Consider the following 14,853-nt stretch of genomic DNA (forward strand, 5'->3'; position numbering starts at 1 on the left):
TCAGCTTTACAGCGCTTCACTCATCACGTCACCGGCGGCGTAGGCGGTGGGGACGTAAGCCAGGGCCTGGCCCTGCGCGCTCTTCACGGTCCAGCCGGCACCTGCCTCGGTGGGCTCGAAATGCACCCGCTGGCCGACCACGAAGGCCGCCGTCTGGTCTTCATGTACGCGCGCCGGCCAGCGCAGGGTGGCGGTCTGATCGGCCTTGTCGGGCACCTGCAGCTGTACCTGGCGCTCGCCCTCCGGCGTGGTCTCCACCTTCTTCACCTCCATCGGCGGCAGCGGCACTGCCTTGGTGCGCGTGGCCCGGCCGTTGCGTTCGCTGGCCTTGAACGGCGCCTTGGACAGTTCGGACAGGCCCGCCGATGCAGCGAGCGGCACCGAGACCACGATCAGCGAGGTGATCAGCACGCTGGCCTCGCTGCTGTTCAACTGCGGCGCGGCGCCGGCATGGACGGTGGGCACCAGCAGCACGGAGAGCAGCAATGCAGAAGCGGGAACGCGCAGGCAACGGAACATGGAGACCTCCTGGTCAGGGGGGGAGACGGCGGCTCAGCGCCGGGTATCGAAGATATCGCGCGGGCCGGTGGCCTCGGGCAGGTACTCCAGCGGGCGGCCCTGGTTGTCCTTCAGCTGCCAGCCCTGGTCGTTGCCGGTTGGCTCGAAATTCACGGTCTGGCCCACGGTGAACTGCACGGCCGGGTCGCCGACGCCGCGCGGATACTGCATCGATGCGGTGTTCTGCGGATCGTTGGCATCACGCAGCAGCACTTCGCGGCGGCCATCCACGGTAGTGGAGATGGCACTCACCTCCATCTGCGGCAGCTTGATCTGCTGCGGGCGGGCCAGCGGCTGGCCGGCGTCGGCGGCATCCTGCGCTTCCTTGGCCGCTGCAGCGCGGGCCGAGGCCACCATCTGCGTGGACATTTCCAGGCTTGGTCCCTGCGGACCCGGGTCGTGGATGATCACGATGCGGCGTTCGGCGTGGGCGGCCGTGGACCAGGCCAGGCCGGTGACGATCACCATCGACAACACAGAGGTAAGCAGCGGACGCATGTCGTTCTCCTTGCGGGATTCAGGGCGTGGCGGCAGTGGCACCGGCCACCGGCACATGGGGGATCACCAGTTCCTGCTGCAGCTGGCTGCGCTGGTGCAGGAAGTCGAACACCGATTCCACCGTCACCACCGAATAGTTGCCGGAGATGCGTTCGCCGGCTGGATGGTCGGTGGTGGTGGCGTTGGCTACGAACAGGCGCGCACCCACGCGCTTGCCGAGGCCGATATGCAGCACGCTGGGCTGGTACTTCTGCTGGCGCAGCCACTGCTGTGCCTGTTCGCGCTTGACGATGGCCGGCGCGCCTTCGGCCTGCGCCATCGCCGCCGCCAGCACCTCCAGCACCCACTGGTTGGAGTTCTGGTAGTCGGTGGCGAACGGGTAGGCGACCACGTTGTACCTGGTTTCGTGCAGCGCCTTGGGCTGGATCGAGGGTGGCACCAGCATCGCGCGCAGCGCTGCACGCAAGGGGGCCGACGGCACGCCGATGCGCAGGTCGGTATGGCCGCCGCTCTCGCCGACGAAGTTGCCGAGGCCCTCGTGGTACAGCTGCGAGCTGTCGGTCTTGCAGCGGTTGAGCAGGTGCATCGCGCGCCAGCGGCCGTCGTCCTCGCGCAGCAGGAAGGCCAGGTGGCTGTGGCGCAGGCCGTAGCGGCTCAGGTCCTGGCCACCGCGCGCGGCCACCACCACGTCCACATCGGGCAGCGCGTCCAGGCGTTCGGCGGTGGTCCAGGCCACGTCCAGCATCGCCGCCTGCGACGCCACGCTCGGGTAGCGCTCGCGGCAGGCGGTGCTGTCGGCCCAGGCCGGTGCGGTCGCCAGTAGGCTGGCGATCAGCAGCGCGGCACGGGGCAGGCGGGCAAAACGATCCATGTCGGTACCTTCAGCGGCGGGCAGGCCCGCGCGCCGATCATACGCTGCTCAGCGCAGCGGGCGATCCACGCCCTTGCGCTGGAGTTCCCTGTCGCAGGCATCGCTGATCGGGGCGATCGGCAGCGGCGGGCGCTCGCCCGTCTTCGGATCGCGCAGCGCCGGCTGCTCGCGGTACGCGTCCAGCTGCTGCTGGCACTGATAGGAGATCGGGTCCAGCTCGGTGGGCGCGGTGGAGCAGGCAGCGAGCAGGGCCAGCGGCAGCAGGAGCAGGGTGCGCATGAAGACGTTCAGCGTGATGGGGGAAGCTGGACTCTAACCGCACAGTCGGATCGAAATGTTCAGAAAATGCCGGGCGATCGGGTAACGGCGGGCCATGCCACGTCGCGGGGCTTGGGCCGCTGCGCGGTAGAGTCGACTATCGCGCGCAGCGCGGGGTTTTCAGCGGTATCGCCAACAGCAGTCGACTAACAGTCGACTCTACAACTCCTTCGCTGTTTTCCCGGGCTCTTGCGAAAAGCCAAGCCGCGCTTTCACTTCCGCGGCCACCCGCGCAGTCTCGCGCAGTGGCTCGATGCGGTCGTACTGCCAGTCCAGCCAGTGCGGCTGCAGGCGCCCGCGCTCGCGCAGCTGCTGCTGGAAGCGGGCCAGCCGGCCCTGCGCGGTCTCGGCCAGCGCCACCATCACCGGCATGCGCGTGGCGCAGGCTTCAGAGAGCAGGTTCACCGAATCGGGCGAGACCACCACGCGGTTGGCCCAGCCGAGCAGGCCGCCATAGGGATTGGTACCGTCGCCACCATCGCCCCAGATCACGTGCGGCAGGTTGGCGAACTTCGCGCGCAGGATCTCGGCCAGGGCCGGCGGCGTGCGTCGCGAGGTGGTTGCCAGCAGGCTGCCGCCTTCATTGCGGATCTGCTCGGCCAGCGCCTGGAATACGCCGACCATCGCGGTCTCGTCCCACGGTGCCAGCGGCGTCGGCCCACCGACCAGCAGTGCGGTGCGCGGGCCGGGCAGGGTGCTGAAGCCGGCGAACGCGGCGCGGCCCCAGGCCAGCCAGTCGTCGTCCACCGGGTTGAGGCTGCCGAGCAGGGTGAGCACGTTGCTGCCACGCAGGGCATCGTGTTCGGGCACCACCACCACGTCCCAATGGCGGGCGCTGATGCGCGGGTCGAGGATCTGCACCACCTGGCTGCCGCGTGCGCGCAGCACGCGCAGGGCACCGGCGGCCTGGCGGCCACAGCCGATCGCCAGCGCCGGGGCCTCGGCAGCCAGTGTCGCGAAGGCCTCGCCATAGCCATTCACATCGCCGGGCAGGCGCCGCGGCGACAGCCAGCGCCAGGGTGCGCGCGGTTGCAGGAGCAGCGGTCGGTGGGTGCCCTGGCGCAGTGCCGAGGCCAGCGCGACCGCCTGGCGGACATTGCCCGCACGGCCGTCGGTGACCGTCCATGGCGCGCTCGATCGTTTCACCATTGGCATTAATTCGTTTCAGCCCTGCTGGGTGTTGCAACAGTCGCGACACTCTACACTGCGGCTCGTCGTTTCGCCCCGCGCCGCCCGCGGGCACTGACTTCCTTTCGCCGCCCTGGAGATCCACCGATGTCCCACGCGCTCGACGCCGCCGCCCTTGATCAGCTGTTCCGTACGGCCCGCACCCAGAACGCCTTCCTCGACAAGCCGGTCCCCGAGAGCCTGCTGAAGGAACTGTACGACCTGGTGAAGTGGGGCCCCACCGCGGCCAACACCACGCCGGCGCGCTTCGTCTTCGTCACCTCGAAGGAGGCCAAGGACAAGCTGGCCCCGGCGCTGTCCGAAGGCAACCTGGCCAAGACCATGGCTGCGCCGGTCACCGTCATCATCGGTTTCGACCTGGACTTCCACGAGAAGCTGCCGTACCTGTTCCCGCACACCGATGCCAAGGCCTGGTTCGATGGCCCGCAGGAAGGCCGCCACGAAGCCGCCATCCGCAACGGCAGCCTGCAGGGCGCCTACCTGATCCTGGCTGCGCGCGCGCTGGGCCTGGATGCCGGCCCGATGTCCGGCTTCGACCCGGCCAAGGTCGACGAAGCCTTCTTCGCCGGCACCTCCATCAAGTCGAATTTCCTGGTCAACCTGGGTTACGGTGATCCGGCGGGCCTGTTCCCGCGCCTGCCGCGCCTGTCGTTCGACGAAGCGGCGCGCATCGCGTAAGTCGCTGTATCGGTTTCGGGCCCGCTGTCCCGCGGCGGGCCATTGCTGCACCGTGTACCCACCCTACGATCCGGAGAGTTCCTCAGATGAGCGCCACCCGTAAACTGCTGCTGCCGCTGGCCCTGACCCTGGCCATCGCCGCCTGCTCCAAGCCGGCCGACACCGCTGCCCCGGCTGCCGATGCCGCCGCCCCGGCCACCACCGAGCAGGCCGCCACCCCGGCCGCCGATGCCGCTGCTGCCGCGCCGGCCGCCGAAGCGATCAAGATCGCCTCGGGCACCTACAAGCTGGACCCGAGCCACACCGACGTGCTGGCCCAGTGGAGCCACTTCGGCTTCTCCAACCCCAGCGCGCACTTCGGCAACGTTGAAGGCACCCTGGTGTACAACGCCGAAGACGTGACCAAGTCCACCGTGGAAGTGAAGCTGCCGCTGAGCGGCCTGAACAGCTTCACCGCCAAGTTCGACGAGCACCTGAAGAGCGCCGACTTCTTCGACGCCGCCAAGTTCGCCGATGCCACCTTCAAGAGCACCAAGGTGGAAGCGGCCGGCACCAACAAGCTGACCGTCACCGGCGACCTGACCATCAAGGGCATCACCAAGCCGGTCACCCTGGACGTCACCGTCAACGGCGGCGGCGAGCACCCGATGGCCAAGGTTCCGGCCGCCGGCTTCGATGCCACCACCACCCTGAAGCGCAGCGATTTCGGCGTCGGCGCCTACGCCCCGAACGTCAGCGATGAAGTGAAGATCCGCATCACCACCGAAGCCACCGGCGAAAAGCCGGCGGCCTGATGCACCCCACTCACTCGTCGTGAGAAGGCAGAAGGCCCGCTGAAAAGCGGGCCTTCTTTTTGCGAATGCGATCCGCGTCGATGGCGCCCGGAAACTCCGCACTGCGCGGAAAGCCGCTTTGGTAGAGTCGACTGTTAGTCGACTGCTCTCCGCGGGATGCCAAAACCCCGCGCTGCGCGCGCGAGTCGACTAACAGTCGACTCTACCGCTGGCCGGTTCCATCACGCGCTGGCCGGTTCCATCACATCGGGCGCGGCGCGCTCAGCGCAACGCGCCCAACCATGCCACGCACGCTTCGCTCGGGCTCTGCTTGGCCTTCACCGCCAGCCCGCTCACCCGCACGAACGTCTGCGCGGCCTGCGCCACCACCTGGCGGGCGATCAACGCCGCCTGCTTGGTGGCAGCCTGCTGCTTGCGTAGCTGCACGATATGCACCGAAGGCCGGCCCACCGGCGCGTATTTCTGGTCGCGGCGCAGCACATCGGCCACCTGCGCCACTTCGAACTCGGCCTGCAGGTAGCGGTGCTGTGCTTCCACCAGTTCGCGCAGCGGCGTGCGCAGTGCAACGGTGTCGGCGAAGGCGGCCAGCGCCGCGTCGCAGGCGGCGTCATCGGTGAAGCGGGTACGCAGCGCATCCACGCTGGCCAGGGTCAGCTTGGCCATGTGGGCCTCGTTGCTGCAGGAAAGGAGCGCGATTGTCGCATTGCTTGCCGGCTGATGCGTTGAATCGGGCGGCGGAATACCTGTAGAGCCGAGCCCACGCTCGGCTCATCGCGCGCAGCGCGAGGGTTCGCCGATCGCGGAACGAAGAGCAGCCGAGCATGGGCTCGGCTCTACACAGTCAAAGGCGTGCGGACCAACGGTCCGCACCCACCAAGCAGGGTCCGCACCCACCGGCTGCCCGGTCAATCGCCGTCGGTTTCGTCCGGATGCGCCTTCCAGTAGCCGGTGGAACGAATCCAGTCGCGCGGCACGCCCAGGTGGCCTTCGATGAACTTGCGCATCATCCGCGCGCGGCGCGATTCGGTGGCGATCCAGTAGAAGACATCGCCGTCCGGGGCCTCGAAGTCGGTCAGCATGTCTTCCAGCAGCGTACTGCTGGCCGCCGGGAAGCCGTTGCGCTCCAGCCAGTGGATGCGCACGTTCTCGTACTGCGGCAGGTCCTGGCGCTCGTCCTCGTCGCGCACTTCAATGAAGGCCTGCACCTCGGCACCGTCCGGCAGCACGTCCAGCCAACGGGCGATGGCCGGCAGCGCGGTTTCATCGCCGATCAGCACGTAGGCGTCGTAAGTGTCGGCCACCACGAACGAGCCGCGCGGACCGCCGATCACCAGCATGTCGCCCGGCTGTGCGCGTTCGGCCCATGGTCCGGCCACGCCCTGGTCGTGCAGCACGAAGTCGATGGCCAGCTCGCCGGCTTCGTGGTCCCACCAGCGCGGGGTGTAGTCGCGCGAGGGCGAAGGCACCTTGCCGTCCGGGTAGCTGCGGCCTTCGGCGGTCAGCACCGGCAGCACCATCTCGCCCGCAGCGTTGGGGAAGAACAGCTTGATGTGGTCGTCGGCGCCGGGCGAATCGAAGCCGGCCAGGTCGTCGCCACCCAGCACGATGCGGCGCATGTGCGGGGTGACCTCTTCGGTGCGCAGCACGGTCAGTTCACGGAAGCGCACATCCAGGCGCAGGCGCGTGTTGTTGTGTTCGGTCATGGGGGTTACCTGTAAAGGTGTCGCGCGGGGGCGCGCGGCGTAGGGGAGACCTGGCTGGCGTCAGTCTGGCTGGGTCGTTGAAATCGGTGGTTGCTCGCTACCGGCCGTACCGTTGAGCAGGGCCGAGGCCCGCGTCAGCAGCGCCGCCACTTCGTCCGCCTCACCCTCGGCCCAGCGGCCGTGGTGATGCACCAGCGCCCGCTTGAACTCGCGCAGGGCCGCGGCCAGCGTCGGCGGCAGCGAAGCCTTGGTGATCTCGCGGGCTCGGTCGAAGGCACGCCGCTGCGCCAGCCGCACCTGGGTGCGCTGCACCTTCAGCTCGAACTCGCCAGCGGCGGTGATGCGGAAGATCCGCTTGCCGTCCACTTCCTCGGCCTCGATCCAGCCGGCCTGCTCGAAGCTGGCCAGCAGCGGGTACATGGTGCCGGCGCTGGGCGTATAGGCCTGCATGAACTGGTTGCTGATCAGCTGCATCAGCTCGTAGCCATGGCGCGGCTGCTCGCCGATCAGAGCCAGCACCAGCAGGCGCAGGTCACCGCGGCTCAGCACGCGTGGCTGGCCGTTGCGGCGGGGCACCGCCGAATCGGTGGAACGGGCTCTAGGAGAGGGGCTTCGACTCATTTCGATATATCGGTAAACGAGTGTGCAAACGATATATCGATATGTCGAAAGCGACAACACTCGATCCGGCCACAAGCGGGTCTGTTTTGGGCCACGGCGGGCGGCGCGCGTAGAAACGGGGCGCCCTTCGCAGGGCGCCCCGGCAGCAACTGTGGAAGGGAGCGGGGCCTTGGGGCCAGCACTCGGTCTCTACCCTGCGGCCGCCAGCGGCGCACTTCCAGTGCCGGATGCGGCATGTTGCCGCTGGTTCAGTGCCCGGCGCCGGAAGCGGCCGACCCCGACACCAAACCTGCCCCAGAAGCGTCATCGGCAGCAGTAACACTGCGTCCTGCGCATGGACGCAGCGGGCCTGATGCGACAGCGGGGCGCCGGCCGCAAGAGGCCGTAGCGGCCGGAAACAGGGGCCTGTCCTGCTGCTGGACAGGGCGGGACATGCCTTGCGGACACTGGCCGCATGCATCCATACGCCTGCGTAGCCAAGTGACGAAAGCCCTTGGTGCGCTACACTTTGCGGTCTAGAAATCTATACAACAGTCGCGCGCGTGCGTGCGGTTATGGGAGCGCTAATGAACTGGTTGAACGAGGTGCTGAACAACGACCCGAATCCTGTGGAAACCCAGGAGTGGATCGAGTCGTTGAAGGCCGTTATTGATGTCGAGGGCTCCGAGCGCGCGCATCAGCTGCTGGAAGGCATGGTGGAACTGACCCGTCGTTCGGGCGCCTACCTGCCGTTCTCTCCCACCACCGAATACGTCAATACCATCGAACCGCAGTTCGAGGCCAAGAGCCCGGGCAATGCCGAGCTGGAATGGCGCATCCGTTCCATCATCCGCTGGAACGCGATGGCCACCGTGGTGCGCGCCAACCGCAAGCCGGGTGACCTGGGCGGCCACATCGCCTCGTTCGCGTCCGGCGCCACCCTGTACGACGTGGGCTTCAACCACTTCTGGCGCGCCCCGAGCGAAAACCACCCGGGCGACCTGCTGTTCATCCAGGGCCACAGCGCCCCGGGCATCTACGCACGTTCCTTCCTGGAAGGCCGCATCAGCGAAGAGCAGCTGGACAAGTTCCGCATGGAAGTGGACGGCGGTGGCCTGTCCTCGTACCCGCACCCGTGGCTGATGCCGGACTACTGGCAGACCCCGACCGTGTCGATGGGCCTGGGCCCGCTGGCCGCCATCTACCAGGCGCAGTTCATGCGCTACCTGGAAAACCGTGGCTTGATCGAGAAGTCCGACCGCAAGGTGTGGTGCTTCATCGGCGACGGCGAGAGCGACGAGCCGGAAACCCTGGGTGCCATCGCCCTGGCCGGCCGTGAAGGCCTGGACAACCTGATCTTCGTGGTGAACTGCAACCTGCAGCGCCTGGACGGCCCGGTGCGCGGCAACGGCAAGATCATCCAGGAACTGGAAGGCGTGTTCCGTGGCGGCGGCTGGAACGTCATCAAGCTGCTGTGGGGCGGTTACTGGGATGCCCTGCTGGCCAAGGACACCAATGGCGTCCTGAAGAAGCTGATGATGGAAACCGTCGACGGCGAATACCAGAACTGCAAGGCCTTCGGCGGCGCCTATACCCGCGAGCATTTCTTCGGCAAGTACCCGGAGACCGCCGCGATGGTCGCCGGCCTGAGCGACGACGACATCTGGCGCCTGAACCGTGGTGGCCACGACCCGCACAAGGTGTACGCCGCCTACCACCAGGCCGTGAACACCAAGGGCATGCCGACCGTCATCCTGGCCAAGACCGTGAAGGGTTACGGCATGGGCAGCGCCGGTGAAGCGCTGAACCCGACCCACCAGACCAAGAAGCTGGACGACGAAGCGGTGCGCCACTTCCGCGACCGCTTCAACATCCCGGTGACCGACGCGCAGCTGGCCAACGGCCAGGTGCCGTTCTACCACCCGGGCCCGGATTCGCCGGAAGTGCAGTACCTGCAGGAACGCCGTGCCGCCCTGGGCGGTTACCTGCCGCAGCGTCGCCGCAAGGCCGACAAGACCTTCGTGGCGCCGAAGCTGGAAAGCTACGAGCGCCTGCTGAAGAGCAGCGGCGAGCGCACCTACTCCACCACCATGGCGTTCGTGCAGAGCCTGAACATCACCCTGCGCGACAAGGAACTGGGCCCGCATATCGTGCCAATCGTGGCCGACGAAGCCCGTACCTTCGGCATGGAAGGCCTGTTCCGCCAGATCGGCATCTACGCGCCGTTCGGCCAGAAGTACAAGCCGGTGGACGCCGACCAGCTGATGTTCTACCGCGAAGACCAGAGCGGCCAGGTGCTGCAGCAGGGCATCAGCGAGCCGGGCGCCATCGCCTCGTGGATGGCCGCCGGTACCAGCTACTCGGTCAGCAACGTGCCGATGCTGCCGTTCTACATCTACTACTCGATGTTCGGCTTCCAGCGCGTGGGCGACCTGGCCTGGCAGGCGGCGGACATGCGTACCCGCGGCTTCCTGCTGGGCGGCACCGCCGGCCGCACCACGCTGAACGGTGAAGGCCTGCAGCACGAAGATGGCTTCAGCCACCTGGTGGCCGGTGGCATCCCGAACGTGCGCAGCTACGACCCGACCTTCGGCTACGAAGTGACGGTGATCCTGCAGCACGGCACCAAGCGCATGATGGAAGACCAGGTGGACGAGTACTACTACGTCACCCTGATGAACGAGAACTACAGCCACCCGGACATGCCGGAAGGCGCGGCCGAAGGCATCGTCAAGGGCATGTACCTGCTGACCGACGCCGGCAAGCCGAAGAAGGGCGAGCTGCGCGTGCAGCTGCTGGGCTCGGGCACCATCCTGCGCGAAGCCATTGCTGCCGCCGAGCTGCTGGACAAGGACTTCGGCGTGACTGCCGACATCTGGTCCTGCCCGAGCTTCAACGAACTGCGCCGCGATGGTTTCGACGTGGAACGTGCCAACCGCCTGCATCCGGAAGGTGAGCAGCGCAAGGCCTACGTGACCCAGCTGCTGGAAGGCCGCCAGGGCCCGGCGATTGCCGCTACCGACTACGTGCGTGCGTATGCGGACCAGATCCGTGCGTTCGTGCCGATGTCTTATACGGTGCTGGGTACGGATGGTTTCGGCCGTTCGGATACGCGTGCGAACCTGCGCCGGTTCTTTGAGGTGGACCGGTACTACATCGCGCATGCCGCGATTGCGGCGCTGGCGAAGGAAGGGAAGATGACCGCGAAGGATGTGGCCCGGGCGATCAAGCAGTACAAGATTGATCCGGAGAAGGCTAACCCTGTTGGGGTTTGATTGACGATCTGACTAGAGAGGAGGGCGGCCAATGAGTCGCCCTTCTTTTTGGCTAAAAGAAGGAGCTTTGCCAAGTGATCTACTCTTTTACGTATGAAGGGAAAATTTTCAATCTACTGCCTCTCAATGTGCGAACTGGGCAAGGGTGGAACATCTTCAACGCCCATTCCATGTCGCTTCTCATAGGTGCGAATGGGTCAGGAAAAACCGAGTTTCTATCCAGGTTGTGCGAAGCTATTCGCGACAAGAACGAATCTGACCTGGAAGCTGGTGTCGACCTAAGTAAATACGGGGTAATTTACTTCACGCCAGCTCCGGTTGCGCGCTCTAGATTTCCACGTTCCGGAAAGAGGTTCAAACTGCTTGAGGGGGCTGACAGAAAGTTCAAGGCAGATCCCAAAGTTGTAGCTACTCTGTCGCGTGAGTTTCGATTCTCAAATTCAATCGTGGCACGCCTCGCCGTGCCGATGGAGCGGGGGCTCGACGCACTCTTTGCTGCTGCAATGGAGTTTCCAACAGACTATAGTTCTGAGTTCGCAGAGCTTTTTGGTTCAAGATTCAAAGACTACGTAGAAAGGTCCCATCGTTGGCGATCGTACGACGGCGTAACTGACGAGGAGATCGATGCGCGTCAGCAAGATATGCTTGATGCTCAAAGCAGTCTTCGAACCACGATCCGGAACTATCTTCGAAAAGCTTATGGGCCTGATTATTCGAACGCTATTCTTGCCGCTATTGCGCACGGCTCTCTGCGCGGACGCAAGCGAATCGTGGTGGCTAGACGCTTCTGGAAGGCAACTTTGCGTGGAGGCCAAGATGTCGAAGATGTTCTTCCTGACTTCAAGAAGTTCATCGAGATATTCAAAAAACTAGGGCCTAAGGTTGCAAAAAGAGGCGTGGCAATAACTGATAAGCGGCGCAGTCACTTGGAACGCCAATTTGGAGAGATTCTTTCATTTGAGCTCTCTGGGCTTAGCTCGGGGGCTGAAGCGCTCGTGAGGCAGTTCTTCAAACTAAGCTCGGCTATTGGTGAGCTTCGTTCGAATGGGATTTCTAATCTAATTCTAATGATCGATGAGGGCGATGCGTTCCTTCATATTGCTTGGCAGCAACGATATGTTGACTATCTCAATAGATTTATCGGGAAAGAGATGGAGGGGTTTGACTCTGTACAGGTTGTGTTGGCATCTCACTCCCCTGTGTTGATGTCCGATTTTCCTAGAGACTTTCTGATTAATCTTGGGCAGGGGGATTTTGGATGTCAAAAGTCGTTCGGTGCGCCATTGGAATTAATCATAGAGAGCGCCGCGGGGGCGGGAACTGTAGGTACCTTTGCTGCAAGGAGCATGAAGGGGCTAGTTAAGAGGAAATTTTTGAGGCCGCGCGATCACTACTTGATTGATCAGTTGGATGATCCAATCGTGAAATCTTTTATCTCGAGGCGGCGCAGTGATAATATCAATTGATGATGCTTGGTCTGATTATGCTATCCGGCGGCACCAGGAATATGTTAGCGATCTCTTGGATGGTGAGTTTAGAGAAGATGTGCCTTGGGGTTGCCGGTATTTGAGTGAATTCGTAAGTAGAAATAAGCGTGCAATTTCTGTGGGTGACGTCTGCGAGATAAGAAGCTGCATTGATGATTTTCAGATTATCATGGCGAATCGATCAGAGTCCGTGGCTGAAAGAATTAATGCCAAAATTGAAAGTGTATTGAGCTATTCAGCATTCTGCAGGAAGCGACCAAGCGCTTGGGACGCTTATGCACTGTGTAAGGAATTCAAGTACGACATGTGTCCGTATTGTCAGCAATCGCTTGCAATGACAGTATTTCGAGATGGCTCTGGCGCCTTCAGGCCTACCTTGGATCATTTTTACCCGAAGTATAGGTTTCCTTTTTTGGCGCTATCTTTGTACAACTTGGTTCCCTCGTGCCAATCTTGCAATAGCTCGCTGAAGGGGGCGATGGATTTTTTCGATGTTGAACATCTCCATCCATATGGAAGCACGGAATCCATATTCTTTGAGATTGACATCGATAAGTACTTGAGAAGCAGAACTAAGGGGGCGAAGGGCTGGCGCGTGAATGTGTTTGGTCGTGGGGGCGCGGCTGCTTCTGAATCTATTTCGACTTTTGCAATTAAAGAGAGGTATGAAATGCTTGAGTCGCTCGTGGATAGATTTGTTGCCAGTACATATCTGAGATTCAGTATAAATGAGGTTAAGTACAGGGATCTTATCTCAAATGCGGATTTTCAATTGGAGCTTGATGAGCTTGTTGGTTTTTCTCCGTCGGCTTACAAGAATGAGTTTATGGGTAGGATGAAGCTGGATTTATACGAGCAGATCAGGGGTAGGCTTAATCAGTCTTTGGGTGCTGGAGTGGTCAATATTTAACTTCGGAATATCTCATGGTTGATGTGGTGCAGAAATCGAAGCGATCATTAATGATGTCTTCTATTCGAGGCAAGGACACCCGTCCGGAAATTCAGGTGAGAAAGTTCCTGCACGCATCAGGATTTCGATATCGGTTGCATGATCGCAGCTTGCCTGGCAAGCCTGACGTGGTTTTGCCTCGATATCGCGTCGTGATTCTAGTACATGGATGCTTTTGGCATCGCCATACTGGTTGCCGTTACGCAGCAACTCCGGCAACTCGGCCGGAGTTCTGGCTTGAAAAGCTCGAGGGCAATCGAGCTCGAGATAAACGAGTTCAGTGTGAGCTGCGTGCCTTAGGCTGGAGGGTTGCGATCGTTTGGGAATGCTTTCTCAAGAAATCCTCCAGTGATTCGCTCACGAGATTGAGTCGTTTCATAACCTCAAATTCGGATTTCGAGGAATTCTCCTAGATTCAGTTCTTTAGTACTGAGTAGACTACATCGGCGATCTGCCTAGCCATCCAAGGCGGGACAGCGTTGCCAACTTGACGGAACTGAGCCCCGCGCGAGCCTTCAAAGAAATAGTTGTCAGGGAAAGTCTGCAGTCTAGCAGCCTCGCGAACAGACAGGCTTCTCAACTGAGACGGGTCCGGATGAATGAAGTAATGGCCATCTTTCTGAAGGTGGCTCGTTACCGTGGAGCTCGACTCATCGCTGCGCTGGACCTTGAAGCGATCAACAAACTTCCCGCTTGTCCAGTTCTCATGGTCTGGATGCATGCCTTCAGGGAATTCGCCAGCACCACGTGGCGACCTGCCATGAATTTTCGTGAAAGCCGATGCATAGCCATAGCGAACGAGATCCATCCACATATGAGGGCGAACCTCATGATTCAGAATGTAGCCGAGTCGCTCGTCCAGCAACCACGGCTTGAGATGCTCTGGAACCTCATTCACTGTCGCCGTCCACGGCCTGGCCCTGCCGCCAGCGCCAGCATCCTGAGCAGGTACCAGTTTCGCTTGGCTGCGTAGTTCAGCTGAAACCTTCGCATCGTCAGACAATTCTGCCGCACGGAGCAGAATCTCCCTGGCGGCATCGGGCCAATTCTCGAAATCGACATTGGTGATTCCGCTTCTGAGATGAGGCATTCCGCCGATCACTTGGCCCACGCTGTATTTGGCCGGCGCGCGATTGATTTGGCGGAGCGATGAAACGTCAACGTCTTCCCGGACACCGAAAAGAACCACGCGGTGCCGCGCCTGAGGAACACCAAGCTCTTCGGCCCTCAGAATGTATCGGCGTCCATCGTCGTCGTCGAACAGACCACTCTGATCCGCTACCAAAGGGATAATTCGGTAGCGCGGGCCGTTCCGACCACCAGGAGCTCGAAGGTCCGCGAGAATGCGCGGGAACATCAGCTCACCGCCCACCTTCGAGGAGAGAATGCCCTTGACGTTCTCCATTACAAACGCAGCGGGTGAGTACTTCTTGATGATCTTCAAGTAGTGCTGGTAGAGGAAGTGGCGCGGATCTTCCTCTGCCTTGTAGCCCACCACGCCACGGTTTCTGGCGCGTCCGACCAAGGAGTACGCCTGGCAGGGCGGTCCACCAATCAGAACCCAAGGGTCTTCCTGCGACGCAACTTCGCGAATGCGGGCATGAAGCACCTTGTCGTCTTCGGGATCACCGAGCTTCAACTGCCTCGCCTCATGGCAGGCATTCTCCCACTCAGTCTGGGTCGCGTCCGTCCAAGGTTGGTCTACCCGTCCTGCCACGTAGTCGTAATAGCTATCCGGCACCTTGTGGGGTGCGAACTGGCGATAGAACGCGCGAAGTCGAAGCGTCTTGGCTGCATTGACCTCCATTTCGGCCGAAATGGCGATCTTGAACGGGCGCGACTTCGAAGAGCGGGAAGGGGTGTAAGCGGAGAACCCTTCGCCCAGCCCACCGGGGCCTGCGAAGATGTCGACGACTGGGATGTGCATGCCTTGC

At 62.5% G+C, this 14,853-nt stretch carries 15 protein-coding genes; 6 read left to right on the plus strand and 9 right to left on the minus strand.

What is annotated here, in order from left to right:
- Positions 1 to 6: 6 nt before the first annotated feature.
- The 5 genes from AC5P9W_RS11265 to AC5P9W_RS11285 all read right to left on the minus strand — a co-directional run bounded on the left by AC5P9W_RS11265 (position 7) and on the right by AC5P9W_RS11285 (position 3,394).
- Positions 7 to 519: a hypothetical protein gene (locus AC5P9W_RS11265; RefSeq protein ID WP_111098404.1), complete on the minus strand. Its 513-nt coding sequence runs from the start codon at positions 517 to 519 to the stop codon at positions 7 to 9.
- Positions 520 to 552: 33 nt separating this feature from the next.
- Entirely contained in the window at positions 553 to 1,056 is a 504-nt protein-coding gene (locus tag AC5P9W_RS11270; protein WP_031269949.1) for a hypothetical protein, read from the minus strand.
- Between the two features lie 19 nt (positions 1,057 to 1,075).
- Complete coding sequence (locus AC5P9W_RS11275; RefSeq protein WP_111102259.1) at positions 1,076 to 1,927, minus strand: DUF2145 domain-containing protein; 852 nt, start codon at positions 1,925 to 1,927, stop codon at positions 1,076 to 1,078.
- A gap of 48 nt (positions 1,928 to 1,975) precedes the next feature.
- Positions 1,976 to 2,206, minus strand: coding sequence for a hypothetical protein (locus tag AC5P9W_RS11280; protein ID WP_005415044.1), 231 nt, complete (start codon positions 2,204 to 2,206; stop codon positions 1,976 to 1,978).
- Positions 2,207 to 2,404: 198 nt separating this feature from the next.
- Complete coding sequence (locus tag AC5P9W_RS11285; protein ID WP_180832618.1) at positions 2,405 to 3,394, minus strand: mitochondrial fission ELM1 family protein; 990 nt, start codon at positions 3,392 to 3,394, stop codon at positions 2,405 to 2,407.
- A gap of 126 nt (positions 3,395 to 3,520) precedes the next feature.
- Here AC5P9W_RS11285 and AC5P9W_RS11290 point away from each other — a divergent pair, with 126 nt between their 5' ends.
- Positions 3,521 to 4,111, plus strand: a complete 591-nt coding sequence (locus AC5P9W_RS11290; RefSeq protein ID WP_005415046.1) for a malonic semialdehyde reductase — start codon at positions 3,521 to 3,523, stop codon at positions 4,109 to 4,111.
- Between the two features lie 86 nt (positions 4,112 to 4,197).
- On the plus strand, positions 4,198 to 4,905 hold the full coding sequence (locus tag AC5P9W_RS11295) for a YceI family protein (protein WP_005415047.1): 708 nt from the start codon (positions 4,198 to 4,200) through the stop codon (positions 4,903 to 4,905).
- Between the two features lie 261 nt (positions 4,906 to 5,166).
- Here AC5P9W_RS11295 and AC5P9W_RS11300 read toward each other — a convergent pair whose 3' ends face one another.
- The 3 genes from AC5P9W_RS11300 to AC5P9W_RS11310 form a co-directional block, all read right to left on the minus strand.
- Positions 5,167 to 5,568, minus strand: coding sequence for a hypothetical protein (locus AC5P9W_RS11300; RefSeq protein ID WP_164144161.1), 402 nt, complete (start codon positions 5,566 to 5,568; stop codon positions 5,167 to 5,169).
- A 242-nt stretch (positions 5,569 to 5,810) separates the two neighbouring features.
- A complete protein-coding gene (locus AC5P9W_RS11305) occupies positions 5,811 to 6,608 on the minus strand; it encodes a siderophore-interacting protein (protein ID WP_180832617.1) in 798 nt (265 codons plus the stop codon).
- Between the two features lie 60 nt (positions 6,609 to 6,668).
- Positions 6,669 to 7,229 (minus strand): helix-turn-helix transcriptional regulator, encoded by a 561-nt coding sequence (locus AC5P9W_RS11310; RefSeq protein ID WP_197575688.1) that lies wholly within the window; start codon positions 7,227 to 7,229, stop codon positions 6,669 to 6,671.
- A 566-nt stretch (positions 7,230 to 7,795) separates the two neighbouring features.
- On the opposite strand from AC5P9W_RS11310, the gene aceE reads away from it, so the two are divergent.
- From aceE to AC5P9W_RS11330, 4 genes are all read left to right on the plus strand, one after another.
- Positions 7,796 to 10,483 carry a pyruvate dehydrogenase (acetyl-transferring), homodimeric type gene (gene aceE / locus AC5P9W_RS11315; protein ID WP_197575689.1) on the plus strand — a complete coding sequence of 896 codons (2,688 nt, stop codon included), beginning with the start codon at positions 7,796 to 7,798 and terminating at the stop codon, positions 10,481 to 10,483.
- Positions 10,484 to 10,557: 74 nt separating this feature from the next.
- The gene (locus tag AC5P9W_RS11320) at positions 10,558 to 11,949 is read left to right on the plus strand and encodes an AAA family ATPase (RefSeq protein WP_138970215.1); all 1,392 of its coding nucleotides are present in this window, start codon (positions 10,558 to 10,560) and stop codon (positions 11,947 to 11,949) included.
- Positions 11,950 to 12,448: 499 nt separating this feature from the next.
- Positions 12,449 to 12,880, plus strand: a complete 432-nt coding sequence (locus tag AC5P9W_RS11325) for a hypothetical protein (protein ID WP_021202968.1) — start codon at positions 12,449 to 12,451, stop codon at positions 12,878 to 12,880.
- Between the two features lie 14 nt (positions 12,881 to 12,894).
- Positions 12,895 to 13,332, plus strand: a complete 438-nt coding sequence (locus tag AC5P9W_RS11330; RefSeq protein WP_021202969.1) for a very short patch repair endonuclease — start codon at positions 12,895 to 12,897, stop codon at positions 13,330 to 13,332.
- 2 nt (positions 13,333 to 13,334) lie between these two features.
- Here the strand turns inward: AC5P9W_RS11330 and AC5P9W_RS11335 are convergent, their stop codons facing one another.
- Entirely contained in the window at positions 13,335 to 14,846 is a 1,512-nt protein-coding gene (locus AC5P9W_RS11335) for a DNA cytosine methyltransferase (RefSeq protein ID WP_495219229.1), read from the minus strand.
- Between the last annotated feature and the right edge of the window lie 7 nt (positions 14,847 to 14,853).

It is taken from the genome of Stenotrophomonas sp. YJH_SMC_33 (assembly GCF_059372295.1).

Bases quoted from the DNA above. Each gene is read 5' to 3' on its own strand.
- AC5P9W_RS11265 (WP_111098404.1), bottom strand. From the start codon at position 519: ATGTTCCGTTGCCTGCGCGTTCCCGCTTCTGCATTGCTGCTCTCCGTG.
- AC5P9W_RS11270 (WP_031269949.1), bottom strand. From the start codon at position 1,056: ATGCGTCCGCTGCTTACCTCTGTGTTGTCGATGGTGATCGTCACCGGC.
- AC5P9W_RS11275 (WP_111102259.1), bottom strand. From the start codon at position 1,927: ATGGATCGTTTTGCCCGCCTGCCCCGTGCCGCGCTGCTGATCGCCAGC.
- AC5P9W_RS11280 (WP_005415044.1), bottom strand. From the start codon at position 2,206: ATGCGCACCCTGCTCCTGCTGCCGCTGGCCCTGCTCGCTGCCTGCTCC.
- AC5P9W_RS11285 (WP_180832618.1), bottom strand. From the start codon at position 3,394: ATGGTGAAACGATCGAGCGCGCCATGGACGGTCACCGACGGCCGTGCG.
- AC5P9W_RS11290 (WP_005415046.1), top strand. From the start codon at position 3,521: ATGTCCCACGCGCTCGACGCCGCCGCCCTTGATCAGCTGTTCCGTACG.
- AC5P9W_RS11295 (WP_005415047.1), top strand. From the start codon at position 4,198: ATGAGCGCCACCCGTAAACTGCTGCTGCCGCTGGCCCTGACCCTGGCC.
- AC5P9W_RS11300 (WP_164144161.1), bottom strand. From the start codon at position 5,568: ATGGCCAAGCTGACCCTGGCCAGCGTGGATGCGCTGCGTACCCGCTTC.
- AC5P9W_RS11305 (WP_180832617.1), bottom strand. From the start codon at position 6,608: ATGACCGAACACAACAACACGCGCCTGCGCCTGGATGTGCGCTTCCGT.
- AC5P9W_RS11310 (WP_197575688.1), bottom strand. From the start codon at position 7,229: ATGAGTCGAAGCCCCTCTCCTAGAGCCCGTTCCACCGATTCGGCGGTG.
- aceE (WP_197575689.1), top strand. From the start codon at position 7,796: ATGAACTGGTTGAACGAGGTGCTGAACAACGACCCGAATCCTGTGGAA.
- AC5P9W_RS11325 (WP_021202968.1), top strand. From the start codon at position 12,449: ATGGATTTTTTCGATGTTGAACATCTCCATCCATATGGAAGCACGGAA.
- AC5P9W_RS11330 (WP_021202969.1), top strand. From the start codon at position 12,895: ATGGTTGATGTGGTGCAGAAATCGAAGCGATCATTAATGATGTCTTCT.
- AC5P9W_RS11335 (WP_495219229.1), bottom strand. From the start codon at position 14,846: ATGCACATCCCAGTCGTCGACATCTTCGCAGGCCCCGGTGGGCTGGGC.